The sequence below is a fragment of the Vibrio maerlii genome (assembly GCF_003415655.1).
Classification (GTDB): Bacteria; Pseudomonadota; Gammaproteobacteria; order Enterobacterales; family Vibrionaceae; genus Vibrio; species Vibrio maerlii.
This window is the reverse complement of record NZ_QRHC01000007.1, coordinates 1-26,128: the sequence shown is the minus strand read 5'-3', so window position 1 is coordinate 26,128 and position 26,128 is coordinate 1. Positions and strand designations below refer to the sequence as shown.

Annotated in this window: 20 protein-coding genes; 12 read left to right on the top strand and 8 right to left on the bottom strand. The window is 43.9% G+C overall.

Annotated elements, in window-relative coordinates:
- Window positions 1-60: 60 nt before the first annotated feature.
- Window positions 61-777 (bottom strand): FadR/GntR family transcriptional regulator, encoded by a 717-nt coding sequence (locus DPF91_RS13175; protein WP_117234899.1) that lies wholly within the window; start codon window positions 775-777, stop codon window positions 61-63.
- A 284-nt stretch (window positions 778-1,061) separates the two neighbouring features.
- Between DPF91_RS13175 and DPF91_RS13170 the strand changes: the two genes are divergently transcribed.
- From DPF91_RS13170 to DPF91_RS13160, 3 genes are all read left to right on the top strand, one after another.
- A complete protein-coding gene (locus tag DPF91_RS13170) occupies window positions 1,062-1,781 on the top strand; it encodes a FadR/GntR family transcriptional regulator (protein WP_117234898.1) in 720 nt (239 codons plus the stop codon).
- A 335-nt stretch (window positions 1,782-2,116) separates the two neighbouring features.
- The gene (locus DPF91_RS13165) at window positions 2,117-3,982 is read left to right on the top strand and encodes a putative nucleotidyltransferase substrate binding domain-containing protein (RefSeq protein WP_117234897.1); all 1,866 of its coding nucleotides are present in this window, start codon (window positions 2,117-2,119) and stop codon (window positions 3,980-3,982) included.
- Window positions 3,979-4,683, top strand: coding sequence for a 3'-5' exonuclease (locus DPF91_RS13160; protein WP_117234896.1), 705 nt, complete (start codon window positions 3,979-3,981; stop codon window positions 4,681-4,683). The genes DPF91_RS13165 and DPF91_RS13160 overlap by 4 nt, the downstream gene beginning before the upstream one ends.
- A gap of 71 nt (window positions 4,684-4,754) precedes the next feature.
- Here the strand turns inward: DPF91_RS13160 and DPF91_RS13155 are convergent, their stop codons facing one another.
- Window positions 4,755-5,495 carry an oligogalacturonate-specific porin KdgM family protein gene (locus DPF91_RS13155; RefSeq protein WP_117234895.1) on the bottom strand — a complete coding sequence of 247 codons (741 nt, stop codon included), beginning with the start codon at window positions 5,493-5,495 and terminating at the stop codon, window positions 4,755-4,757.
- A gap of 822 nt (window positions 5,496-6,317) precedes the next feature.
- Here DPF91_RS13155 and DPF91_RS13150 point away from each other — a divergent pair.
- Window positions 6,318-8,099, top strand: a complete 1,782-nt coding sequence (locus tag DPF91_RS13150) for a sodium:solute symporter family transporter (RefSeq protein ID WP_117234894.1) — start codon at window positions 6,318-6,320, stop codon at window positions 8,097-8,099.
- A gap of 440 nt (window positions 8,100-8,539) precedes the next feature.
- Here the strand turns inward: DPF91_RS13150 and DPF91_RS13140 are convergent, their stop codons facing one another.
- The gene (locus DPF91_RS13140; RefSeq protein ID WP_164684159.1) at window positions 8,540-9,073 is read right to left on the bottom strand and encodes a calcium-binding protein; all 534 of its coding nucleotides are present in this window, start codon (window positions 9,071-9,073) and stop codon (window positions 8,540-8,542) included.
- Window positions 9,074-9,399: 326 nt separating this feature from the next.
- Between DPF91_RS13140 and DPF91_RS13135 the strand changes: the two genes are divergently transcribed.
- From DPF91_RS13135 to DPF91_RS13125, 3 genes are all read left to right on the top strand, one after another.
- A complete protein-coding gene (locus tag DPF91_RS13135) occupies window positions 9,400-10,224 on the top strand; it encodes an alpha/beta fold hydrolase (protein WP_117234892.1) in 825 nt (274 codons plus the stop codon).
- Window positions 10,225-10,343: 119 nt separating this feature from the next.
- On the top strand, window positions 10,344-12,119 hold the full coding sequence (locus tag DPF91_RS13130) for a sensor histidine kinase (protein ID WP_117235136.1): 1,776 nt from the start codon (window positions 10,344-10,346) through the stop codon (window positions 12,117-12,119).
- A gap of 30 nt (window positions 12,120-12,149) precedes the next feature.
- Window positions 12,150-13,487 (top strand): sigma-54-dependent transcriptional regulator, encoded by a 1,338-nt coding sequence (locus DPF91_RS13125; protein WP_117234891.1) that lies wholly within the window; start codon window positions 12,150-12,152, stop codon window positions 13,485-13,487.
- Window positions 13,488-13,561: 74 nt separating this feature from the next.
- On the opposite strand, the gene DPF91_RS13120 is transcribed toward DPF91_RS13125, so the two are convergent.
- From DPF91_RS13120 to DPF91_RS13105, 4 genes are all read right to left on the bottom strand, one after another.
- Complete coding sequence (locus tag DPF91_RS13120; protein WP_117234890.1) at window positions 13,562-14,923, bottom strand: TRAP transporter large permease; 1,362 nt, start codon at window positions 14,921-14,923, stop codon at window positions 13,562-13,564.
- Between the two features lie 2 nt (window positions 14,924-14,925).
- Entirely contained in the window at window positions 14,926-15,654 is a 729-nt protein-coding gene (locus DPF91_RS13115) for a TRAP transporter small permease (RefSeq protein ID WP_117234889.1), read from the bottom strand.
- A gap of 144 nt (window positions 15,655-15,798) precedes the next feature.
- Window positions 15,799-16,794 carry a TRAP transporter substrate-binding protein gene (locus tag DPF91_RS13110; protein ID WP_117234888.1) on the bottom strand — a complete coding sequence of 332 codons (996 nt, stop codon included), beginning with the start codon at window positions 16,792-16,794 and terminating at the stop codon, window positions 15,799-15,801.
- A gap of 364 nt (window positions 16,795-17,158) precedes the next feature.
- Entirely contained in the window at window positions 17,159-19,168 is a 2,010-nt protein-coding gene (locus DPF91_RS13105; RefSeq protein ID WP_117234887.1) for a methyl-accepting chemotaxis protein, read from the bottom strand.
- Window positions 19,169-19,692: 524 nt separating this feature from the next.
- Between DPF91_RS13105 and DPF91_RS13100 the strand changes: the two genes are divergently transcribed.
- The 3 genes from DPF91_RS13100 to DPF91_RS13090 all read left to right on the top strand — a co-directional run bounded on the left by DPF91_RS13100 (window position 19,693) and on the right by DPF91_RS13090 (window position 21,049).
- The gene (locus DPF91_RS13100) at window positions 19,693-19,902 is read left to right on the top strand and encodes a cold-shock protein (RefSeq protein WP_117234886.1); all 210 of its coding nucleotides are present in this window, start codon (window positions 19,693-19,695) and stop codon (window positions 19,900-19,902) included.
- Between the two features lie 83 nt (window positions 19,903-19,985).
- Window positions 19,986-20,516 carry a YaeQ family protein gene (locus DPF91_RS13095; RefSeq protein ID WP_117234885.1) on the top strand — a complete coding sequence of 177 codons (531 nt, stop codon included), beginning with the start codon at window positions 19,986-19,988 and terminating at the stop codon, window positions 20,514-20,516.
- Window positions 20,513-21,049: a hypothetical protein gene (locus DPF91_RS13090; protein ID WP_164684157.1), complete on the top strand. Its 537-nt coding sequence runs from the start codon at window positions 20,513-20,515 to the stop codon at window positions 21,047-21,049. Before DPF91_RS13095 ends, DPF91_RS13090 begins: the two co-directional genes overlap by 4 nt.
- A 2-nt stretch (window positions 21,050-21,051) precedes the next feature.
- Here DPF91_RS13090 and DPF91_RS13085 read toward each other — a convergent pair whose 3' ends face one another.
- Window positions 21,052-22,434 (bottom strand): CHASE4 domain-containing protein, encoded by a 1,383-nt coding sequence (locus tag DPF91_RS13085; protein ID WP_117234883.1) that lies wholly within the window; start codon window positions 22,432-22,434, stop codon window positions 21,052-21,054.
- 242 nt (window positions 22,435-22,676) lie between these two features.
- On the opposite strand from DPF91_RS13085, the gene DPF91_RS13080 reads away from it, so the two are divergent.
- Together DPF91_RS13080 and glgC are read left to right on the top strand one after the other, a co-directional pair.
- Window positions 22,677-24,596, top strand: a complete 1,920-nt coding sequence (locus tag DPF91_RS13080) for a sensor domain-containing diguanylate cyclase (protein ID WP_164684155.1) — start codon at window positions 22,677-22,679, stop codon at window positions 24,594-24,596.
- 139 nt (window positions 24,597-24,735) lie between these two features.
- Window positions 24,736-25,992, top strand: a complete 1,257-nt coding sequence (gene glgC / locus DPF91_RS13075) for a glucose-1-phosphate adenylyltransferase (protein WP_277392945.1) — start codon at window positions 24,736-24,738, stop codon at window positions 25,990-25,992.
- Window positions 25,993-26,128: the final 136 nt, after the last annotated feature.

Sequence of the window (26,128 nt, the reverse complement as noted above, 5' to 3'; positions counted from 1 at the left end):
GGTGCTCAATAATGGGTTGGTAGAAAAAGGAAACGCAGCTTTACTCTGCTGCGTTTAATATTATCCATTAGCGACTTGCGAGAACTTTTGGTTTTCAGGGCTCAACAAGTTATGTGATGCAATCCTAGCCTCACAGCTATTGCCAGACATTATCGCCTCGTAGATAGCTCGGTGTTCATCGAGACAGAAGCGCCCGCCTTCAGCGGAATGGTCAATGAACTGACGGAATATCGTCGAAAGAATATTACCAAATGGGATATAGAACTGATTCCCCGTAGACAAGAAAATCACTTGATGAAATTGGTGATCGTTCTCGGTCCAGCTCTGATAGTCGAACGCATCAGCCGCTTTGACCATTCTTTGGAAAATAACCGAAATCTCTTTTCGTTGCTCAACCGTTGCTTTGGTTGCAGCCAACGCACACGCCTCTGGTTCAATCGCTTTTCTTAGGCCTAAGAATTGCTCTAAAAATGGTTGTGTATCTTCCAGGTCTTGAATCCATTCTAGTAATTGAGGATCAAGAAAGTGCCAATTGTTTCTCGGTTGTATACGAGTACCCACTTTCGGCTTAGACTCAATGAGACCTTTCGCTGATAGAAGCTTAGTAGACTCACGTAGCGCTGTTCGGCTAACGCCAAACAGGTCACAGAGTTCTAGCTCACTGGGTAATTTTTCTTGTTCTTCAAGCTCCCCTGACAGAATCTTGCGAGCGATTTGCCTGGCAACTTGAACGTGAATCTTGCGGCTTGAATCCGCAACTTGAGAAAACTCTGCCATTCAATGCTCCAACTGAGTCGTTATATTTTTATATAATAATACAATAACACTTTGTAAGAGTATTCTATTTCTCAACAATCCTTATAAATTCTGTGATCTCTGGCGTGACCTAAATGGTTTTAGCCCTCGTAATAAACATAAGAAATCAAGTGAGCATGAGAATGATTTTCAGCTACTGATAAAAGTGTGAAGCATACGCCTAAATCACCACGCAATCATTTGGTGACTATTTGCTATAGTGATATAGTAAGGCTTAAATAATACATAAATATTAAGTGAACAATATGTCTGGTGCATTTAACTCTATCGCAGGTTCAAAACGTAGCCTGCACGTCCAAGTCGCTCGAGAGATCGCACGTGGCATTCTTTCAGGCAAACTGGCTCAAGGTTCTATTCTCCCTGGTGAAATGGAGCTCTGCGAGCAATTTGGCGTGAGTCGTACTGCCCTACGTGAAGCAGTAAAGCTGCTTACCTCAAAAGGTCTACTTCAGTCTCGTCCAAAAGTAGGCACTAAAGTTATTGACCGCGCCTACTGGAACTTCCTTGACCCACAACTTATCGAGTGGATGGATGGTCTGGCTGATACTGACCAATTCTGTGGTCAATTCCTTGGTCTTCGCCGTGCAATTGAGCCTGAAGCGTGTGCACTAGCTGCACAATTCGCTACAGCAGAGCAACGCATTCAACTTTCTGAAACCTTTCAAGAGATGGTAGAAGTAGCCGAATCACCAGTCTTTGATCAAGAAAAATGGATGGACGTAGATACTCGTTTCCATAGTCTGATTTTCAACGCGACAGGTAATGATTTCTATCTGCCGTTTGGCAACATCCTAACTACGATGTTCGTAAACTTTATTGCCCATTCTTCAGAGGAAGGCAGCACCTGTATTAATGAACACCGTCAGATTTACGATGCAATCATGGCAGGAAACAGCGATAAAGCGCGTCAAGCGTCAGCAAACCATCTTATCGACGCAAATCACAGAGTGGCAACTGGAGCCTAAGTTAGCTTGGTCATAAACACTAACGTCGAATCATTGAAACGCGCCAAATGGCGCGTTTTTTATGAGTTAAAACCTGTCATCTTTGAGCTCTAAGCTACCTTCGCAATTACTCGCTACAACACCTAGGCAGAACTTCAAAGCAATACTGCCGTTCATCACTTAGGTCAGATTCCCTATCTAGCTCGTTCCTCGCGGTAAGGAATGACACTTTTGGGTTACTGTCAACGGTTAGCCAATCTAACGCCATTCAGGTTTACCCTACTTTCTATACTCATCGACAACTGCTATATTAGATAAAGATTAATATAATAATACTATTTAAGGTTTGTACGATTATGTCTGATCCCTTGTTGCCTAATATCATTCAGTTTCTTAGCCAGATTGATCCATTCGATAAACTACCTAAAAAGCTACTAAGAGAAATTGCCTCAACGGTTCAGATCACTTACCTGTCAAAAGGTGAGCAAATTGACCTATGCGATAAGAGTCAGAAGAAGTCACTTTACATTGTTCGTACCGGTTCAATGGAGCAGCGTAAAAACGATGGTGTCCTGCGCGCACGCCTTGGCCCTGAAGACTTGTTTGGTTTTACTACTCTCGTTCAGCAAAACAACCAAGGTGAACATTATCAAGCGGTTGCTATTGAGAATAGTTTAATCTACATCATCCCTTATCACTCACTGCAGACCTTATTTAAGGTGTATCCAGAGGGCGCGGAGCTGTTTGCAACCCAAGCTCAAGTACGCCTCAAGTCAGCACTTGATGTCGTATGGTCGAATAAAGAAAAAGGTATCTTCATTCGCCGTGTTGATGAGGTCGCGAGTGGGCGAGTCGCAATAGCGACCGCCGATCAAAGCATCAAATACGTTGCTACCGAGATGCTTACACAACGCTCACCTTGCGCGGTAATTTACGAGAACGAAAAAATCGTTGGTCTTATTACTGATCGTGATATGACGAAACGAGTCATCGCAAAAGATGTCCCAACCTCCACTGCGATCTCGGAAGTAATGACCCTATCCCCTCTTACCGTCAAGCCGGATGACTTGGTTCTCCATGCTGCTTCGATGATGATGCAGTTCAACATTCGTAACCTTCCTGTGGTTAAGGACAACAAGGTTGTGGGTCTTTTGACAACGACACACTTGGTACAAAATCACCGTGTTCAAGCAATCTTCCTCATTGAAAAGATCAAATACGCTGGCAGCGTGAAGTCTTTATCTAGCTTTACTCCAGAACGACAAGCCATTTTTGAGGCACTGGTTGAAGGCAAAGTGGCTCCTGAAGTGATAGGCAAAGTGATGACCATGATCATGGATGCCTACACCAAGCGTTTGATTCAAATTGCGATTGATAAACTCGGTCCACCGCCCTGTGATTTCTCTTGGTTAGTGGCGGGTTCACATGCTCGTAATGAAGTCCACATGCTTTCCGACCAAGACAGCGCCATTGTGTTGGATGACAGTGCGACCGAGAACGACCGTATTTATTTCAAACACCTTGCGATGATCGTAACCAACGGACTCGCCGCTTGTGATTATCCTCTTTGCCCCGGTAAGTACATGGCTGCGACGCCAAAATGGTGTCAGCCTCTGAAAGTTTGGAAGCATTACTATAAGAAGTGGGTGGCAAACCCTGAATATGAGCGCCTGCTCAATATCAGTGTTTTCCTAGAAATCCGCTCTATCTATGGCAATAGCGATTTCGAGCGCATCCTACGCGACGAAATGCATGCCAATATTCGCGACAACCGCGAGTTTCTTGGCATGCTGACGAACGATGCGATTAATACCAATCCACCATTGGGAATTTTCAATAGCCTAGTTCTTGAGAAGTCAGGGGAAAACAAAAAAACACTTAATGTGAAGAAGTATGCGATCAATCTGATTATCGACCTCGCACGAATCTATGGTTTAGCGGTTGAATCAGATGAATCAGCAACGGACGAACGATTCAAGGCAGCTCATGAGAAAGGCGTGTTAAGCGAAGATGCGATGAAGAATATTCTTGGTGCTTATCAGTACATCCTATCTTTCCGCTTCAGCCACCAACTTGAAGCATTAAAACATGGCAAGACCCCTGATAACCATATCGATCCGAATAGCTTTGGGAGCTTTGAACGCAACCACTTAAAAGATGCGTTTAGAATCATTGCCGATCTGCAAGATGCCGCTAAGGTACGCTTCGGGAGCCGTCAATGATCCGCTACTTCCATCCTTTACTGAAGTTTTTACGAGGCCGAGAACAATATCTACAAAGCACGTCCGCGCCTAAAATGCTTAAGGACCTAATTACCGATATAAATCCAACGATCGAAACGGTAGCAAATGAGCTTGAGTATATTGTTGTCGATTTAGAAACAACGGGGTTGGATAGCGAACGAGATATTATTCTATCCATTGGTTGGGTAACGGTGAGTGGTGAGCGTATCGACTTAGCAGGTGCTCATCATATTTATATTGATGACAGCTCACAAATAAACCCTGAAACTGCGGTGATCAACCATATCACCCCGCAAATGCTTGAAGATGGTGTGCCTATCCATGATGCAATGAGTTCATTTCTCGAAGCTGCAAGAGGTAAAGTGCTCGTTGCCCATGCTTGCGTGGTGGAGTCACAGTTCTTTCGACAATACCTAGCGCTAAACTACAGTGCACCTGAGTTTCCTTTGCTTTGGGTGGATACCATGTGTATCGAGAAGAAACTCGCGCAAGCGCTTAACCAAGCAGACGAGATTGACGTTTCCCTCTGGGCAACAAGGCATCGCTACGGTTTACCAGAATACCATGGCCACAATGCATTAACTGACGCTGTTGCCACTGCTGAACTGTTACTGGCACAAAGTAAACGCATCAACGGAAGTAAAACCAATTTTGGTCAGCTGTTTAAATTAAGCCATTGATTATTTTCACTATTGATTAAACGAGAAAAGCCAGCAATCGCTGGCTTTTGTGTATCTGTGACTTGTTATCATTAGAAGCTGTAAGTAATACCTACACGGCTACGCAGCTCACGTGTTGATTTCTCTGAACTAGTGCTTACATCACCAAACTCTACATACGGTGCCCATTGGCCCATGATCTTACGAGCAGTCGCGTTTAGCTCGTAGTTTGTATCGTCATTATCATAAATGTTGTAGTCATCAGCCTTATAGTAGTTACCTTCAAAGCCGAAACGCCAATCTTCAATTGCGTAGTTTGCGTTGAACGTTAGACGGTGACGACGCTGGTTGCCAACGTTAGTTTCTGTTAGCTTGCCATCTTCATCTACAATTGGTGTACCATCGTCGTTTAACGCTGTAGTGCGAGTGTTTTGGCGCATGTCGTAACGGTAACGAGCACTTAGGCTCAAGCCATCGATACTATCAAACGCGTACGTAGCACGAATCTGTGGCTTGTAAGTAACACCGCTTTCACGGCCTTCAATAGGCATACCGTAGGTCAGTGTCCAGTTGTCATCCAGCTTATGACGATAGTTAAGGCCTAGCTCCCAGCCGTTGTTCTTAAGATCTTCCATGAACTCCCCATCTTCGCCTTTAAACTTAGCTTCGATGTCTACCAGGAAGTTGCCGATGCTATCAGCAAGCTTCACACGACTAGCGTGTTGATCTGTATGACTCTTGTACTCATGGCGAAAGTCAAAAGAAGCAGCAGTTGCTGTTCCTGTTACCGCTACAGATGCAATAGCTAGGGTTAGAAGTTTCATTTTTGTCATTGTATTAGTCCAATTATATGTAATGGTTCTAAAAGTGATTACTTCTCTGAGCACGCAATTGATGCTCAAAACGAAAGTAATCATTAAGTATTCATGTATGACAAATATATTAAATTTTCGAGTCGATTTGATCTGTGAGAACGATCACCTAAACACGAGTAAGTTAGTGGTTACATACTGTTACAACCTTATATGTCAATATAAGCGGTTGATTTATAAAGAAAGGTGATATCTATATAATCTATAAATTTGTCCGTAACTGTGCAGATGATCAAATATTCAATAAGATGGTGTTTACTTTTAATTGTATTACATTATGATTATACAAAGTTAACTCGTACTTTTATAATGAGTATGAGGCCCATTATCAACGACGTTGATGTGTTGATATATACCGAATATTGCTCCCAAAAATTACAATTATAGTCTTCTGGAATGCTCCCCCCAAGGTTGTATCCATTTAACGCTCAAGAGTGTGCAGGTACTCTTGAGCGTTTTTTTATCCGCAAAGAAATAAAATCATACAAAAGTCTAATTGAAAGTTAGATTTGTGCATTTCCAGTCAAAATATCCCCAGTTGCATCTATTGATAAGTTTTCTAATTAGTAGAGTAACTTAAGCAAACTTGCCCTTTTTAAGCTCCCTACGGTCAAGATAATGTAAAAATGAGACCTTGATCACTTGTATGACTAATCTATCAATGAGTATTCGATCATAAGTCACGCCTTTGAATTATTGTAGTACAAATAGAGACTCACTCAGTTAGTATTAACCTCGTCAATTTAATTACAAACTTTAATAACGAGCGAGAGGGTCTTAGACATGGATCTCAACATAGCGATTGTAGGAATCTACTTCCTATTCTTAATTGCCATTGGATGGATGTTTAGAACATTTACCAATACCACCAGTGATTACTTCCGCGGGGGCGGTAACATGCTTTGGTGGATGGTAGGTGCAACAGCCTTTATGACACAGTTTTCTGCGTGGACATTCACCGGTGCAGCAGGTAAAGCCTACAACGATGGCTTTGCGGTTGCGGTTATCTTTATGGCCAACGCCTTTGGTTACTTCATGAACTACGCGTACTTCGCGCCTAAGTTCCGTCAACTTCGTGTTGTGACGGTAATCGAAGCTATCCGTATGCGTTTTGGTACCACGAATGAACAAGTCTTCACTTGGTCTTCTATGCCGAACTCTGTTGTCTCTGCAGGTGTTTGGTTGAACGCGTTGGCTATCATTGCTTCAGGCATCTTCGGTTTCGATATGAACGTCACCATTTGGGCTACTGGTCTTGTGGTACTCGCAATGTCGGTAACCGGTGGCTCATGGGCGGTTATCGCTTCTGACTTCATGCAGATGGTTATCATCATGGCGGTAACAGTAACGTGTGCCGTGGTTGCGGTTGTACAAGGTGGCGGCGTCGGCGAAATCGTGAACAACTTCCCTGTACAAGAAGGCGCGTCTTTTGTTTCGGGTAACAACCTGAACTACCTAAGCATCTTCGGTATTTGGGCGTTCTTCATCTTCGTGAAGCAATTCTCTATCACTAATAACATGTTGAACTCGTACCGTTACCTCGCAGCAAAAGACTCGAAGAATGCGAAGAAAGCAGCATTGCTTGCGTGTGTTCTAATGCTAGGTGGTGTATTCATTTGGTTCATGCCGTCTTGGTACATTGCTGGCCAAGGTGTTGACCTAGCAGCGGCTTACCCTGAAGCAGGTAAAAAAGCAGCTGACTTTGCTTACCTATACTTCGTTCGTGAATACATGCCTGCTGGTATGGTGGGTCTACTTGTTGCAGCAATGTTCGCAGCGACCATGTCTTCTATGGATTCAGGTCTAAACCGTAACTCAGGTATCTTTGTTAAGAACTTCTATGAGCCAATCGTTCGTAAGGGTCAAGCTACAGAGAAAGAGCTGGTTACTGTTTCTAAGATTACGTCAACGGTATTTGGTGTAGCTATCATCTTGATTGCACAGTTCATCAACTCTCTTAAAGGTCTGAGCCTGTTCGATACGATGATGTATGTGGGTGCGCTTATCGGCTTCCCAATGACTATCCCTGCATTCCTTGGTTTCTTCATTAAGAAGACGCCAGACTGGGCGGGCTGGGGTACGCTGGTTGTCGGTGGTATCGTGTCTTATGTTGTTGGTTTCGTTATCAATGCAGAGATGGTATCAGCTGCATTCGGTCTAGAAGAGCTGACTAAACGTGAATGGTCTGATGCGAAAGTTGCTATCGGTCTTGTAGGTCACATTGTATTAACGGGTGGTTTCTTCATCGTATCAACGCTGTTCTACAAGCCTCTGTCTGAAGAGCGTCAAGCAGACGTTGATAAGTTCTTCAACAACTTAGATACTCCACTTGTAGCGGAATCTACAGAGCAGAAGAAACTGGACAACAAACAGCGTCAAATGCTAGGTAAACTTATCGCAGTTGCAGGTGTTGGTGTGATGCTAATGGCACTGCTACCTAACCCATTATGGGGCCGTCTAGTGTTCATCCTATGTGGTGCGATTGTCGGTGGTGTTGGTCTGTTGCTTGTGAAAGCAGTCGATGAAAATATCGAGAAAGCAGGACAAACGGCAACGGAAAGTTAGCCTTAGTGACTGACGACTAATGAAGCCAGCGATTCAATCGCTGGCTTTTGCCGTTTAAATTGATCATTAAAAATACCCATTCTCTCTCATTACAATGACTAGGGTCTGTTGACCTTTCGAGCTGGTTTTTGCAGCAGTTTGTGGGAAATTTCCACAAGGCAGAGGCTTTGATGTGTAGCTAGCCTACATGAGAAGCCGATAACACAGTGGGAATGAAGCACAAACGCTGCCCGAAGGGTTCGGCTAAAATCGTTTTATGCTTTGTTAAGGGGTATTTACTTAGAATGACTAGGCTACACACCCCTTGCCGCGCCTAAAACGATTTTATCTCGAACAAAATTTAACCACGAAAGGTCAACAGACCCTAGTCTTTAGCACGGGCATAAAAATGGGCGCTACTGTTTACACTATCCAGCAGCGCCCATTTTACTTCATATTACTCATGCAATTGAGAATAGGTTTTCCATTCCTGCATCAGCAATTTCAGTTTCAGTTAAGCCTTTTACCTTGAAGCTGTAGTCTTGATATTCGATAACCACGCTACCTGCTGCATCATAAGACATAGCAAGGTCGCTAAAGCTACTTACACCCCAGTCAATAATATCGATAGTATCACCTTCCGAGATATCAAAATCATTAATCGTTGTTGTACCTGAAGGGCCCACTATCACGAATGTGTCGGCACCGTCACCACCTCTCAGAACATTTGTACCAGAGCCAGCAATCAAAATGTCATCACCAGTACCGCCACTTAAACTATCGTTACCGAAACCAGCAGTTAACACGTCATCACCGCTACCACCGCGCAACACATCATCACCAAAGCCGCCTAAGATAATGTCGTCACCTTTACCGCCAATAAGTAAGTCGTTACCCCAGCTTCCATACATAGCATCATCGCCATCATAACCAACAGCAGTATCTGAGCCCCACGAGCCTGCATATAGATCAGTATCATTTGTTAGTGTTGTCATAATCTGAACTCCATTTTCGTTTTCCATATCGTTACAAGCATCAAGCCAACCTTGACCATTACATTATATAAATCAAAGGCTAATAACAGAGTTTGATTAAAGAGCGGATTGCTTCTAGGCCAATAACCACACAAAAGTTACGACTTTAGAGTAAAGCACTGAGTGACTTTCAACCTAATTAACTAGGTAAAACAACTTTAATTAATTAATTCAGTACCTTATAAAGCTATCAAACAGCGTGATTTGTTCATTCTTTGGTTCTAACCCAACTTAGGGATGACAAGCACTACACTTAATATTGAGTCATTGGAAAAGGATATCGATAGATGAAGCCATTGATCCTGTTGAGAGGATTGTTTCGTGGTCAACACCACTGGGGCGACTTTCCAAAAAAGTTAAGTGAAAAACTCGTTGATTACGATGTCCGTTGCCTGGATATCCCTGGCACGGGAGAACTCTTTCATCAGGACTCACCGAGCTCCATAAGTGCCATTGTCGATGCGTTACGCGCACAGGTCTCTAACGAACAACCATTGTCACTGTTGTCCCTCTCTATGGGTGGTATGATTGCCTTAAACTGGGCTGAACGATACCCAGATGACGTTAAACAGATCATAGCTATCAACACGAGCTCACAGTCTTTAAGTCCTTTTTACCATCGACTCAGACCGGCCAATTACTCACGTCTCTGCCATGCGCTGCTATCCACACCGGTACAAAGAGAAACCTTGGTTTATCAAGCCGTATCAAACCAGCCATTAAACAACCGAATCATTCATCGTTGGGTTCATCTCAATGAATGCTGCAAACTACGCAAGATCAATCTCTTTCGTCAGTTGAAAGCCGCTTTTAACTTCAAGGCGATGAAACCTCTATGCCCACTCACACTGATTGCCTCCGAACAAGACAATCTGGTAAACGTTGAATGTTCCAAGGTCTTATCGCACCACTGGGACTGCCCATTGCTGATACACCCAACCGCGGGTCATGACCTGCCGTTAGATGATCCCGAATGGCTATGCGAACAAATAGAAACCAGCCTGAACATCAATGCTAAGACTCATGTGGCTGATAATCCTCGTAGAACTGATAGCGCTCGTGTGACGGATAATGTTCTTGTGACTGAAAAGAGTAAGGGGTCACAGAAGTAAGATCTTTACTTGGTCTCTACCTCAATTATGTAACATACAACAACACATAAATAACATATGACGCTACGCTATTGATGTTTGCCAAAAGCAGTGTTGTTTCAGAGCGTTTTGAGTGTGTTATGGTTGCTTATCGACAAGGAAAAATCAGCTTACTTATCCTCTATTTAGCATGTTTGGGGATAGGTTCGTTTTGGATTTGGCACCACAGTAAAGCTTCGCTCTACCAAGAGCATGCAGAACAACTCGAGCGTTTTACACTATTCATCTCCAGTAAGCTCGACAAGTATGCCCATATCCCAGAGCTTATCGCCAAAGACGACCTATTGGTTGGCTTGCTGCAATCGCCGTCTAACTCAGCGCAGAAAGACATCACCAACCGTTATCTCGAAAGCATCAACAATACGATTCAATCGACCGATGTATATCTCCTAGATACAGAAGGCACAACACTTGCGGCTAGCAACTGGAATCTTTCTCGCTCGTTCGTCGGTAAAAACTATGCGTGGCGACCTTATTTTTATCACGCTGTAAAAGGACAAGCTGCACAATACTTTGCGTTAGGATCTAGTTCTAAGCAACGCGGCTATTACTTTAGTTACCCGGTTATCTATGCGGCAGACGTCATTGGGATCATCGTAGTAAAGATGGATCTTTCCACCATTGAAGCCAACTGGAAAGACAGCAACAGTATATTCGTTGCAACCGATGACAATCAGGTTATCTTTATGTCGAATAAAGAAGGCTGGTTGTTCAAGAGCCTGATTCCATTAACGAGCCAAACTCGACAACAAATACTCAATAGTCGCCAATATCTGGATCAACCGGTTCGTTCACTCAACCTTTACGGTGATGTCACTAGCAAACAAACAGAGTTAGTGACTCCTCACACATCTCGCTTAGCAAGTGACTACTTGATGTCCTCACTAGCAATGGAAAACCATCCTCTCACCATTCGGGTACTGACATCTAAGCTAACCTTACTCTGGCCTGCGCTCAGTTATGGACTGCTATTGACACTGTTATTTGTCATCGCCTACCTTTCGATTTTGCTGAATTACCAAAGACAGCTAAAGAAGCGCCAGTTCGAACAGCTGCAATATGAAGCGAAGCAAAAGGCCGAGTTTCTTGTGATGGAAAGAACCGCAGAGCTTCACGCAGAGATCGGCGAAAAGATAAAAACCGAAACCAAGCTGCGTGAAACACAAGATGACTTGATTCAAGCCGCCAAGCTCGCGGTATTAGGACAGATGTCTGCGAGCATCAGCCATGAACTGAATAACCCATTAGCCGCGATTCGCAGCTTTGCCGACAATGGTCGTCGCTTCCTAGAAAAAGAGAAATTCGAACGTGTAGACGACAATCTCTCAAGGATTTCCGCCTTAACGGATCGAATGGCGAAAATCAGTCAGCAGCTCAGAACGTTTTCTCGTAAGAGTGACCGGCAAGATCGCGCTAAGCAGTCGCTTATCCCTATTATCGAGTCGGCGCATGAGTTACTCATCGCTCAGCTAAAGAGTTATCAGATTAATTTCCAAATAGACATACCAGAATCGCTACCTCAGGTTGATGTCAATGCTATACAGCTTGAGCAAGTCGTGATTAACCTAGTCACGAACGCTATTCAGGCCTTTGAGGTTCAACAGCAAAGACATGTCTGCCTGAGTGTCAAAGTGATGAATCAATCACTCATCATCACCATTGATGACAACGGTCCAGGTATTGAACTCACACAACAACGAGAGCTGTTTAAACCCTTCGTTACCACGAAAAAGAACGGTGTAGGACTTGGGCTATCTATCTCTCAACAACTCATTGAAGCAATGCAAGGGCAATTAGAAGTCGACAGCTCTCCTTTGGGTGGAGCTCGATTCATCATTAGTTTGCCAAGTGCCTAGCCCGATAACACCAAACATAACGAGATCACCATGAAAGACGTAATATTCATCGATGACGAAAACGACATTCGAATAGCTATAGAGCAGAGTTTCGAATTAGAGGACATATCGGCAAACTTCTATGCCAGTGCCGAAGATGCGTTGCTCGCCATCAAGGCGGATGGGTTACCGAAAGTCGTCATTACCGATATCTGTTTACCAGGCCTGAATGGCGAGAATGTATTGAGCAGCATCCTTAATCAAGATGCTGATATTCCTGTGATTTTGATTACTGGTCATGGTGATATATCAATGGCGGTCAAGGCACTAAGAAATGGTGCTTATGATTTTATTGAGAAGCCCTTTCCCATCGAACGATTGATTGACACTACTCGGCGTGCACTAGAAAAACGCGAGTTAATGTTAGAGAACCAGGCGCTGAAAAAAGACCTCAAAGCAAGTCAAGTATTAGGCCCAAGAATCATTGGTGAAACCACTACGATTCAAAACCTGCGTTCCACCATCAATCATATCGCAGATACCAATGCCGATATCTTGCTGTTTGGTGAAACCGGAACGGGTAAGGAGCTGTTTGCTCGCTCTATTCATGAACAGAGCTCACGTCGAGATGCGAACTTTGTCGCGATCAACTGTGGGGCTGTGCCAGAAAACCTAATAGAGAGTGAACTGTACGGTCATGAGAAAGGCGCTTTCACCGGCGCGGATAGCAAGCGCATTGGTAAGTTTGAACATGCCTCCGGCGGAACGCTTTTTCTTGATGAGATAGAATCGATGCCGATGCAGGCTCAGATCCGCCTATTGCGTGTACTTCAAGAGCGTCATATTGAGCGTATCGGATCCAACACATTAATCCCAATTGATATTCGGGTTATTGCCGCCACCAAGGTTGACCTAAAACAGGCCGCTGCAGAAGGCACATTCCGGGAAGACCTCTATTACAGGCTCAATGTTGTCACCCTTGACCTACCCGCGCTTCGTCATCGCAAAGACGACATTCCTGCGCTATTCCATCACTTTTTGCTGGTTGCAGCATCCCGCTACGGCAAAGCCGCCAATGCTCTTCCAGAGACCGACCTACAACGCTTGATGTGTCACGACTGGCCAGGAAATGTGCGAGAGTTACGTAATAGCGCAGAACGGTTTGTCCTGCTTGGCAACTTGAGTCACCTTGACACCAATCAGGCAACACCTTCGACGGCTCCCCTTCCCTTGCAGGTCGCTGAGTTTGAGAAAGCACTGATTGAACAAACGCTCGCCGGATGCGACGGAAAAATAAATGAAACGATAGATGTATTGCAGATCGCACGCAAAACACTGTATGACAAGATGCAGAAGTATGGGATTGATAAGAGTCGATTTAAAAATTAAAGATTTAAGATTTAAGATTTAAGATATGAAAAAGTTGAGGCGGTTTACTTGGGTGTAAACCGCCTTTCAGTCAATTACTTAGTGATAATTTCTGGCCCCATTAACGTGGTTGGTAACCAAGTTGATACCCAAGGAACGTAAGTCACGATAATCAAGAACAAGAACATAACCCCCACCCAAGGTAGCGCGGCCTTGACCACTTGCATCATCGACATCTTAGCAACCCCAGCGGTCACAAACAGGTTGAGTCCAACGGGTGGTGTGATCATCCCTATTTCCATGTTCACTACCATCATTATCCCAAGGTGAATTGGGTCGATCCCCAACGCAATCGCAATTGGAAAAACCAGAGGCGCAACGATAATCAAAAGGCCTGATGGTTCCATAAACTGACCACCTATCAGCAGTAATACGTTCACAACAATCAGGAAGGTGATTGGTCCTAAACCCGCAGAAAGCATCGATTCTGTGATCATTTGAGGGATGCGTTCTTCAGTCAGTACATGCTTTAAAATCAGCGCATTGGCGATGATAAACAGCAGCATGATGGTCAGCTTGCCGGCATCGTATAACGTGTGCTTAGTGTCTTTATGAACAAATGCTTGGAACACTTTTACGATTGCTGGTTTGGTATTTTTCTCGTCTGCGAATGGCCCCATATCTTTGTAGATAAAGTTAGCAATCAAAAACGAGTACACAGCAGCCACTGCTGCGGCTTCCGTCGGTGTGAAAATACCACCATAAATACCACCAAGGATAATCACCACCAGCAACAATCCCCAGCTTGCATCTTTCGCTGCAGCGAACATTTCACCCCAACCAACAAAGGGTTGTTTAGGCAAGTTTTTTACTCGAGCAGCAATGTAGATAGCAATCATCAACATCACACCAGCAAGCAAGCCTGGAATAACGCCACCTAGGAACATACGACCAACAGATACATCCGTTGCTGCGGCATACACCACCATAACGATGGAAGGTGGAATTAAAATACCTAGCGTACCTGCGTTACAAATCACCCCAGAGGCAAACTCTTTTGAGTAACCGTTTTTCACCATACCGGCGATAACGATACTACCAATCGCCACGACTGTTGCTGGGGATGATCCTGAAAGCGCAGCAAACATCATACATGCGACAACCGAGGCCATGGCTAGGCCGCCACGGAACCAGCCCACCATAGCGATAGCAAAGCGGATGATGCGTTTTGCAACGCCCCCCGTCGACATAAAGCTGGAAGCAAGAATAAAGAACGGAATCGCTAATAAGGTGTAGTGCCCAGCAAAAGCATTAAATAAGGTTTGAGCAACTGAAGCCAAAGAGGCATCTGAGTGCATCAGCAAAAATAGAATACTGGATAGACCCAGCGAAACAGCAATAGGCACGCCTACCAGCATGAAGCCTATTACCATGACAAAAAGCAGTAGGATATCCATGTCTAGTTTTCCTTATTGTTATTGTTGTGGCTGTTTTTGGTGTGGTCGTTCTTAAAATCGCTAGCAGTGCTGTCGCTATTGCTGTGCGCGCTTGAAGAGACCACATCACCCACTTCTTTGTATTCTTCTTTTAGCGCTTCTAATTCTTCTTCCGCTTCATGACCCGCAATTAAGCGGTCAAGTTTGCCTGTTGCAATTTGGTAGGTCACCTGGAGAAACCGAAACGTCAGTAGTGCCATACCAATCGGTAATGCCATATAAGGAATGAAGCGAGGCAATTTTTCGTAGCGTTCACCCTCGTTGAGCCAGTCGGCCAAGAACTGCAGTATTTCAGGCATTGGAATATCGTCGGTTTCATACCAAGCACGATCCGTCGCAAACGGATACCAATAGTTCCATGAACCAATGAGAAGAAGGATGGAGAAGGCCAAGCAGCTTGCGGCTGCGATTAGGGCATATATCTTTCTTAGCTTGTCAGGCGCCATGTTGATGATCACATCAACGCCAATGTGAAAGTGTTTTTTGACACCATAAGACGCACCAACTAGCACCATCCATGCAAACATAAAAACGGTAAGCTCTAGCGCCCACAAAATATTGTCGTTTAAAACATAGCGAAAGATGACATTGGCAAAGGTAAGCAGCGTCATTGCGCCTAAGAAGAAGGCAATCAATGTCTCTTCAATTGCATCCGTCACTTGACCTATCTTGGCAAAAGTAGACTGTTCCATAGTGTTATCGCTTTAGATTCTATTCATCGAAAAATGAAAGGCTCTCTTTCCCGATGTACCTGTAACGTTCTGTTGTTTACAAGTACAAGAGAGCCTTTTTAATGGGCTATAGCCCCATAGTTATTATTGTTAGATATGCTGTGATTAGTTATTTGAAGCGAGTGCTGCTTCAATCAAGTCAGAGCCAATGTCTTTCTCGAACTTCTTCCATACAGGTTGCAGTGCACTCACCCATTGCTCACGTTGCTCTGGCGTTAGGCTACGAACTTCACCGCCGGCTTCAATGATATTGTTCTTGTTTGCGAGGTTAACTTTTGTGGATTCGGCATTACGTGTCGCTGTGACTTCTTGGATAATGGTGTTTAGCTGCTCACGCTGATCTTTTGGTAGACCTTTCCAGAAGTCATTCGACGTTACGACGAGGTAATCAAGGATGCCGTGGTTGGTCTCGGTGATACCATCTTGAACTTCGAAGAACTTCTTACCGTATATGTTCGACCATGTGTTCTCTTGGCCATCGATAACCTTGGTTTGCAGACCGCCATATACCTCTTTAAACGACATCTTTTGTGGGTTCGCTTCAAGCTGCTCAAACTGTGCTACCAGAACATCCGATGCTTGAACACGGAACTTCAGGCCTTTTGCATCTTCTGGTGTCATTAAAGGTTTGTTCGCAGACATCTGCTTCATACCATTGTGCCAAAACGCCAGACCTTGCAAACCACGACGCTTCATCGCGTCTTTTAGCTGTTGACCAGACTCTGAATTTTGGAAACGGTCTACGGCATCGACATCCTCAAATAGAAACGGCAGATCGAAGATACGGTACTTCTTGGTGAACTTTTCAAACTTAGAGAGAGACGGGGCAGCAAGTTGCACGTCACCGTTCAAAAGAGCCTCTAACACCTTGTTATCATCATAAAGTGTTGAGTTAGGGAAGACTTGCATACAAACCTTGCCATTCATCTCGTCGTTAACACGTTGCTCCAATAGAGAAGCAGCAATTCCTTTTGGGTGTTTGTCTGTATTGGTTACATGACTGAATTTGATGACAGTTTCGCCCGGGTCACAATTTGCAGCAGCATTAAAGCTAGTCACAGCGAGGATAGAGGCAGACAGTAGGGTAAGAGGCTTTAACATTATTATTCTCCTTGGTATTTGAACTACTCCCATCTTTGGGTGTAGATGCATTACTAAGAGCAATAAGCTAGCCAACCAGGTATACAACCAATTAAATTATATTATTTTCAATAACTTAAAGAGGAACTCTCTGTGCATTAATGATTTTTTCGAACCTAGACGGTTAAAAATGTGTAGGTTTCTACCCATAGAAATTGGAGTTATGGGTAGATATGGATACAAGCTCCCTCAACTACATCAAATCTCTGAATCTTTAGCTTGTTCGATGTTGAATGATCAATGTATATACAAGAGACCACCTTTTAACAGCTATAAAAACGGCGACCCAAAAGGTCGCCGTTTCATCATTTTAGCTCAGAGCTAATTAGGATACTTTGAACTTACTGATTGTCTCGTTCAACGAATCGATAACCCGCACTTGCTGTTGGATTTTATTCTCCATCTCCGCAGTGCTTGTTACCGACTCCTCAGCCAGCTGATCTACCGACACGGTTTGCTGGGTGATATCTTCAGAGGCAATCGCCTGCTCTTTTACCATAGACGCAATCTCTTGTGATTGAGTCTTGATAAGCTCAGCCGCTTCACGAATATCGTTTAGCTTCTGGTCGACATCCGCAATCATCACAACGCCTTGCTCGGCTTTATCACGACCAACCTTCATTGACTCCACCGTCTCAGAAGCCGAGGTTTGTAGACGATCGATAATAGATTCAATGTTCACGGTTGATTCTTGAGTTCGCTGAGCAAGAGTACGTACCTCATCGGCGACAACTGCGAATCCGCGACCTTGTTCACCAGCACGCGCTGCTTCAATTGCCGCGTTCAACGCCAGAAGATTGGTTTGCTCTGCGACACCTTTGATCACACCGAGTACGTTTGAAATCGCCGTTACGTTTTCGTGCAATACTGTTACGTCTTGCTCTGTTTTCGAAACGTCTTCATAAAGCGCGTTCATCAGCTGCGTCGCTTGATCAACCACCTCTTTACCCTCTTGAGCGCGAGCCGTCGCATCTTCTGAGTAACACTGCGCCGTTTGAGCACTATCGGCAATACCATTGATGGTTTGCGACATTTCTGTCGAAGCCGTTGCAATCTGTTCAATGAAGCTCTTCTGCCCAGACACCGTTGTACCAAACGAGCCCACAACTTTTTGTAGCTCATCAGAGCCTGTCGCCACTTGATTTGTCGCACTTAGGCTAAGTCGAATCGTCGTTTGGATGTTATCAACAAACGTATTGAAGCTGTCGCTTAAACGGCCAAGTTCATCATTGTGCGCATAATCCAAGCGTTGCGTTAAATCGCCCTCACCTGTTGCGATGTCATCCATGGCGCTAACAACCTTGTTCATTGGTTTCGTCAACACCAGATTAATCAGGGCCATTAGGATCACACATGTAATCACGACCATGGTAACGATAAAGCCTAACGTGCCCCAAAGTGTCGCTTTAACTGGGCCAGAAATCATAGATTCAGGGACCATAAAGCCAATGCGCCAATCGAGGTTCATCGTAGTGTCTTTTATGCTCTGAACAAATACCTCCTGCTCAACACCGTTAAATACCACACTACCAGATAAGGTATCTGAACGTTGAGCCTGATTTAATAGCTCACTGAAACCAGAAGAGTTGGGTACGATACGGTCAACTTGGTCCAGTGTTGGTAGCTTTGACATATCAATCATGTTTTGGCGATCATTCAATGCAATGATCTGGCCTTCCGAGGTAATCAAAAAGCCGGTGCCTTGGCCTTGATAAGCCATCTTATCAATAAGTTTCTCTTTGATCTCAGTACCAAGAATATCAATGCCCAAGACACCAACTAACTTACCTTGGTTCGTTTTCACCGTGGTCTTTATAGACGTCACAATGCTTTTATCATTGGCATCAATCTGAGGTTCAGTGATAAACAAACGGTCGATTTCTAGCGCTTCAAACCACCAAGGGCGTTTATTGGTGTAGTAGTTCGCGTCATTGTAGCGACCATTAATATCAAAATATTCGAAGGTATTCGCTGGAGCGTAAAATACCGATTTTATCAATGGGTCATGCTGAGATACGCCTGCAAACATTTTTACAATAGATTGGTATTCAGCATCGTCTTCGATGTATGAGCCACGCTCTGTATAGTCCGCAAACCAGTCATTTAGAAAAGGGGTTTCAGCAAGCGTGGTTACAACACGAGAACGCTCACGGAAGAACTCACGGATGGTGCTTGCGGTTTGGCCAGTTTCAAGTTCAACATGCTGAAGCACTTCCGCCTCTACACTTTCTGCTCGTTGGGACACAGCAAAATAGGATACGATTGCAGAGATAATCACTAGTATGGTTGCTATCGCTAGCACCAACTTCTTAGCGATCGAATTTAATAGATTCATGGTTTCAAAAGACTCACATCAAGCAGTAAGGATAAAGACTACTGTCCGATAGAAAAATTTGGTCAAAGGCACAATTTCCTATCGTTACAAGCGGCTCCGTCATTCGTTCGGTATAATCACATATAACCCACTTGGATGAAAGATCTTTTATAAAGTGATTTGGGTCAAACAAAGATTTTTTGTTTAAAAGACAAACATAAAACTGTCGCATAGATCATGAAAAACTGTCATCAATAATTCATGAAAACGGCCAGCCCTGATGGGATCTAGCCTGACATTAGAAAAAACTTGCGGAAGTTCAAAATCCATACAATTCATGCACTTGATTTCATTGACTTAGTCGGTCAAAACTCTAGACTCGAGGTTAGCACAGGAAGGCTTAGTCTATCGGTTACATCTCGTTGAATTGTCGGAATTCTGTCGTTGTGTCACATCAGTAGCGATCAACTTTTCCATGCTATCGAACGACTGCTAGTGCCCTACACTAGCCCAAAAAAGTAATGTATAAATTAGGAACATGACACATGTCTAACACAGTAACAGGTACCGTTAAGTGGTTTAACGAAACAAAAGGCTTTGGTTTTATTCAGCAAGAGAACGGTCCTGACGTTTTCGCGCACTTCTCTGCAATTGTTGGTGATGGTTTCAAAACTCTAGCAGAAGGTCAAAAAGTAGAGTTCACTGTTTCTCAAGGCCAGAAAGGTCCTCAAGCAGACAGCATCAAAGCACTTTAATCTCGCCGAACACTGATGCACAATAGCCAGCTTAATTGCTGGCTTTTTTATGCCTTTCACTCAACAACTCAGTGACTCTTTTCATGGCTCTCAAACCGACTATCTATAAGTTTCGTATCGCTCTGACCGATATGAATCGCGACCACTACGATTCAATCAACCTGACGGTGGCACAACACCCTTCCGAAACACTGCAACGTATGATGGCACGCATCTGTGCTTTCTGTTTAAAAGCACAACCAGAGCTGACGTTAACCAAAGGGCTATCAACGATTGAAGAACCGGATATTTGGGTCAAAGCATTAGACGGACAGATTACCGAGTGGATTGATATTGGTGAACCAGATCCGGAGCGGGTAAAAAAAGTGAGCCGTATTTCAGACAAGGTCTCCATCTTCACGTTCAATACTAAATCAACAGTTTGGTGGAATCAGAATCAGAACAAGATCTCCACATACAACCCTGAAGTGATTCGCTTAGACAACGAAGGTATTGAAGCAATGGCAAGTCTTGTGGAACGCACAATGGACTTATCTGTGATGATTTCGGGAGACAAGCTTTACATTAACTCGCCATCGGGCGACGCTGAAGTTGAGTGGACACAATTAACTTGATTCTAAAAAAACACTTAACGTCTATTGGCTTTTCAGATTGTGTTGCGGCAGAAAAACTGACGCAATACGAGCAGTTGATAGCGCAAAATAATACCTTTTATCAGCGTGTTGTCGAAAACCAAGCTGATAAGTCTGCCTCTTATCTACTTTTAGGCCTTTTTACCAAACTTCATATTGAATCGATTCAAACCCTAAATACACACTTAGAAAGCATTCGTGCAATGAAAAGTGCGATTAAAAATGGGGTTGGCGATGAACACGCGAACAAGTTTGAGCTTACCGGTAGCAATCATTTAGCAATGATTACTCAAGCCTGGCTCTACATTCAGGGCTATCGAGGTATGGACTTTAGTTTAGCGAACGACCACGCGCTAGAGAGTGCTGAGCTACTCAGTAAAATAGAGCTCACAGAAGTTGATGATATTAGAGTAAGCCTAGTGAAATACTACTATCTAGGCCAAGAAGCACAACCAAAGAGCCATGACTCATCGCTATGGTCAAAATTGATCGGCATGATCAAACAAGGCTTTTAGTCCTACTCAAGGGGGCGCAGGATGATCATTGCGCCTTTTTGCCCTTCTTCTGCCTGTAGCATCGGACTCACCTGAACCTGCATTTTGAACACACAATCCGGCTGACTGATAATTCGAATATTCGCCTCTCCACTGTATTCACTGTAGGTATGCAGCGCTCGATAAAGCCAATTTGAAACACTCGGTAAATCATCATCTAAGCAAGAAAGTAGCAACTCAAACTCTTGATGTTCAACACTTCTAGCATCGATCTTCAACCACTCTGCAGCGGCGGGGTTACAGTAATCAACTCGCCCGGCACTATCGACCGTAAAAATAAAGTCACTGATTGAATAGAGTAAAATCTGACTGAATTGGTGTTGCTCGTAAAGATCGTTATAGATTTCTTCGAATCGCTTACTCAGTACGCCAATTTCACCATAATCGGCACGCTCAAATGGCTTGAGGTCTTCAGACATGTTTAGGTTACCGATCTGATTCAGCCACTCAATCAACTGTTTGATTGGGTTCGTGACACGTCTTCTAAGAATCAGCAGCAACATGCCACCTAGAATCGCCATGATGATGAACTGAGGAACAAGTTGCGGCCAATAACGGTCGTTAGAAGTATCCAGTCGCTTCATCTTAACTTCGATGTGAAGCGGTAGAACTTGATCTTCTCCATGAGTCATTTGATAAGTAGCGACAAGATGCTCGTGCTCAAAACTCATATTAAGTCGTTCGTATCTCCATTTATCATGGATATCAAAGCGAGAAGAAGTATGGGTATCTAAATTGTTCACGATACGAAATTCTTCTTGGATTGACGCGGATATTTGTTCACTCAGTGCATGTGTAATCTGCTTGATAAAAGTAATCCTACCTACTGATTCTTTAGATGCACCGTTTCCTGTCACTGGCATGGATGTATAGATGTAGGCTCTACTTTTATCAAAGACTAAGCCTCGAAGTGGAACAGAAACATCAGCACTAGAGAAGTCATCGAACAATGCCCATAAAGACTTATTATCTAAATACTGAAGCGTACTTTCACTGTACATCAAACCATAAACGGGCGAGTGAATAGCGACTCCGTCAACCTCACCAGACTCTAAAGCAGCCGCACCCAGTTGTTGCTGGGTAAATTCAGCATCGTCGGTTAATACGTAGTGATAAGTTTCGTCCCACTCCGCATAGTCACGAGTCAACACTCTAACTTGATTACGAAATCCACGAATCAAGGCAAAACTCACATGCATTAACTTATCACTGTATTCAGAGTCATTCTGAGACTTGCTGACTTCACCAAAATATATGGAAATAGAGGACGTGATTCCAAACAAGCCAAACATGACCAACATGAATAGAAAAGTTAGCCTATTCTCTATCGAATTTTTCCAGGTCATGATGAAGCCTTTGAGCGTTAAACAATAAAATTGAATCTAACCATCGACTATACCACACAGTAAACTGTATTTCTCTATGCTAGATAAATTTCAGGGCTCAAACCCATCAGTAGATCTACTCTTTTAGTAGTAATGTTTAATAGGTCAAACTTTCAAAAACTAGAAATAGCCTTAGTTCTATTAGCGGTATACTATTCTGGTTTATTTTTCGGTTTGTGAGCTCCGTCCAAAATATGAAGCCAGTGAAAATCGCTTTTCAGTTTCTAGCGCTTTTAATCACATTTGGTGTCGTCCCACTGTTTTATGTCATCTATGACTTTCAGCAAATTAAGACCGAGCACCACAACCGCATTGAGCAAGATAACTTCAACCACCTACAGTACAGCGTTAAAGGCTTACAGCAGTTTGTAGGTAAGCTGCAATCTTCGATCAAGATTCTTTCAAGCTCTGACCAACTCACTCTCACGGCATTAAATCCATCGCAGAGTAATGTCGCGTTAATGTATGACTTTTGGCGCCTGAGCGCAGAATCACTTCAGATTTATTCACAACTTCGGTTTGTAGACACGGAGGGAATGGAAAAACTGCGCTTAAACTATCAAGACGGTGTTAGCTACATCGTTCCTAAATCGGAGCTTCAGTTTAAAGGGGATCGAAACTATTTTGATTACGCAAAGCAACTCAAAACAGGGGAAATTGGGCACTTTGGTATCGATTTTGAGGTAGAGAATGGCGATTTGGTCTACCCTCTAATCCCGACGATGCGCTTGTTAACGCCTGTTGATGCTATAAACCCTGATACCGGTGCTCTAAAACGCTATGGTTACTTCATTGCCAACGTTAATGTCAGACAGATCTATCAATCACTCACTTACGAGACCAGCAATTACCTACCACTGATTATCAGTGAAGTTGGCGACATCATTCTCGGGCACGACGTCCAGCCTCAATTTATCAATATGTACCCAAAGAATGCAGAGTTAACATTTGCACGCGCACACCAAAAGCTTTGGGCTCAAATGAAAGAATCATTGAATGGTAGTTACTACGATGGTGAGCAGTGGTACATCTACTCAAGATTCAACATCACTCCCAACCATGGTGGAAACCTCTCCTCGCTGACAAGACCAATATTTTTACTCTTCGTTGGGCAAGATCCAAAAATGGCCGAGGTCTACGACGAGGCCATTGAAAAGTTCATCGAGAACTCTGTCTATCTATTCATGATCGTATTCCTCATCTCATCTGGTTTAACCCTGTGGAATTCAAATCACAATAAGAACAGTCTAGAAAGTAAGATCGCACGAGCTGCAATGAATGGCATGTCTGCACTCGTCATCACCGACAAACAGAACAAGATCATTAAGGTAAATCAGCAGTTTACTCAGCTCAGTGGCTACACTCTAGCAGAAATTGAGGGCAAACAACCTGATGTGTTTGCTTCAGGTAAGCACAACCAAGAGTTCTACATGATGATGTGGAAATCGTTGCGCGAAGATGGCTTTTGGGAAGGTGAGATCACCAATAAGACCAAGAACGGCGCGCTTATTGACCAATTACTGCGCCTACAAACCATCACAGATAAACAAGGCGATATCCAGTTCTACGTCGCATCGTTCGTCGATATTACCGCCCGCAAGAAATTAGAGAACCGCTTACGTGATCTCAGTGAGCGCGATCCTCTCACCAATAGTTGGAACCGAAGAAAGTTCGATCAAGAACTGAATATTTTAACCTCCAAATATAACCGCTACCCAGACAAAGAACATACCTGTCTAGCGATTGTCGATATCGACTACTTTAAACGAATTAACGATGAACTTGGTCATGACGTCGGCGACTCAGTGATTAAATCTGTATCAAGAACGTTAGAGCTTGGCTGCAGAGAGACCGACTTCATTGCCCGAGTTGGAGGTGAAGAGTTTGCGATTCTTTTGCCTCATACACCATTACGTGAAGCAGAAGTTGTACTCAATCGTCTGCGCATCGCTATTGAGCTTGAGCATCGGTACGATGTCACTATTAGTGGGGGTTTAACCAGCTTGTGTGCAAGAGCTAATGAGTCTTACAAGCGTGCCGATATCGCACTGTATGATGCCAAGTCATCGGGTCGCAACGTCATTAAAACGCTTACCGTAGAAGAAGCGACTGAGATTGCTTGATTGCACTATATTAGGGATTGAGAGATTAACTTCGCTCGCCATTCTGGTGCAATCAAACAAGGCCATTCTATAATCAGCCAATAATACAACCACTTATATTGTGGTCTAAAACTTGATAGCTATTGTTTAACTCCCCCTAATTAAACAAAGCTCAAGGACTACGACTATGCAGGACGCATTGACCATAATACTTGCAGGAGGCATGGGTTCACGCCTTTCACCTCTTACTGACAACCGAGCAAAACCAGCCGTTCCTTTCGGTGGTAAGTATCGAATACTCGATTTCACGCTAACCAACTGTCTACACTCCGGTTTAAGACGTATCCTTGTACTGACGCAATATAAGTCTCACTCCCTGCAAAAACACCTCCGAGATGGTTGGTCGATCTTCAACCCAGAGCTCGGCGAATACATCACAGCCGTACCACCTCAAATGCGTAAAGGCGAGAACTGGTACGAAGGGACCGCCGATGCCATCTATCAGAACCTTTGGTTACTAGACCGCAGCGATGCGGATTATGTAGTGGTTCTATCAGGTGATCATATTTATCGAATGGACTACGAGCCAATGCTTAGCCAACATAAGAAAACGGGGGCTGACCTGACTATCGCTTGTATGGAAGTACCACTTGATGAAGCCAGTGCCTTTGGCTGTGTGGGCATTGATGACGATAAACGTATCGTCGCCTTTGAAGAAAAGCCTGAGCATCCACCTGCAACACCGCACGATCCAACTCAAAGCTTGGCGTCAATGGGTATCTATATCTTCTCAATGAAGACCTTGATTGAATCCCTAGAACTCGATGCTGATGATGACCTGTCTAGTCATGACTTTGGTAAAGACATCATTCCAAAGCTCATCGACCAACAAGGGGTGTATGCGTATCAATTTGGTAATGAAGAAGGCCGAGTAAGCCAAGATGCGTACTGGCGTGATGTGGGTACCATCGACTCTTTCTACCAGGCCAATATGGATTTACTAGAGCCAGTGCCACCGATTGATCTTTACCAATCTTCTTGGCCAGTGCGAACTTACGAATATCAATACCCGCCTGCGCGCACGGTTTCGTCAGCTACGGGGAACGAGGGCATCTTCATCAACTCGATCATCGCCAACGGTGTAGTCAACTCAGGTGGTTCGGTGCATCATTCTATTTTATCTGCCAATGTACAAATCAATGATGGCGTCACCATCGTCGATTCGATCTTATTTGATGGGGTTTGTATTGGTGAAAACAGCCAGCTACGTAACTGTATTATCGATAAACACGTGAAGATCCCACCCAATACTCGCATCGGCTTTGATCCTGCCAAAGATTCAACGCGATTCCATATTTCAGAGCAAGGTGTCGTCGTGATACCAGAGAGCTATGAGTTTGAAGAGCTAGAGAGCTAGAGAGCTAGAGAGCTAGAGAGCTAGAGAGCTAGAGAGCTAGAGAGCTAGAGAGCTAGAGAGCTAGAGAGCTAGAGAGCTAGAGAGCTAGAGAGCTAGAGAGCTAGAGAGCTAGAGAGCTAGAGAGCTAGAGAGCTAG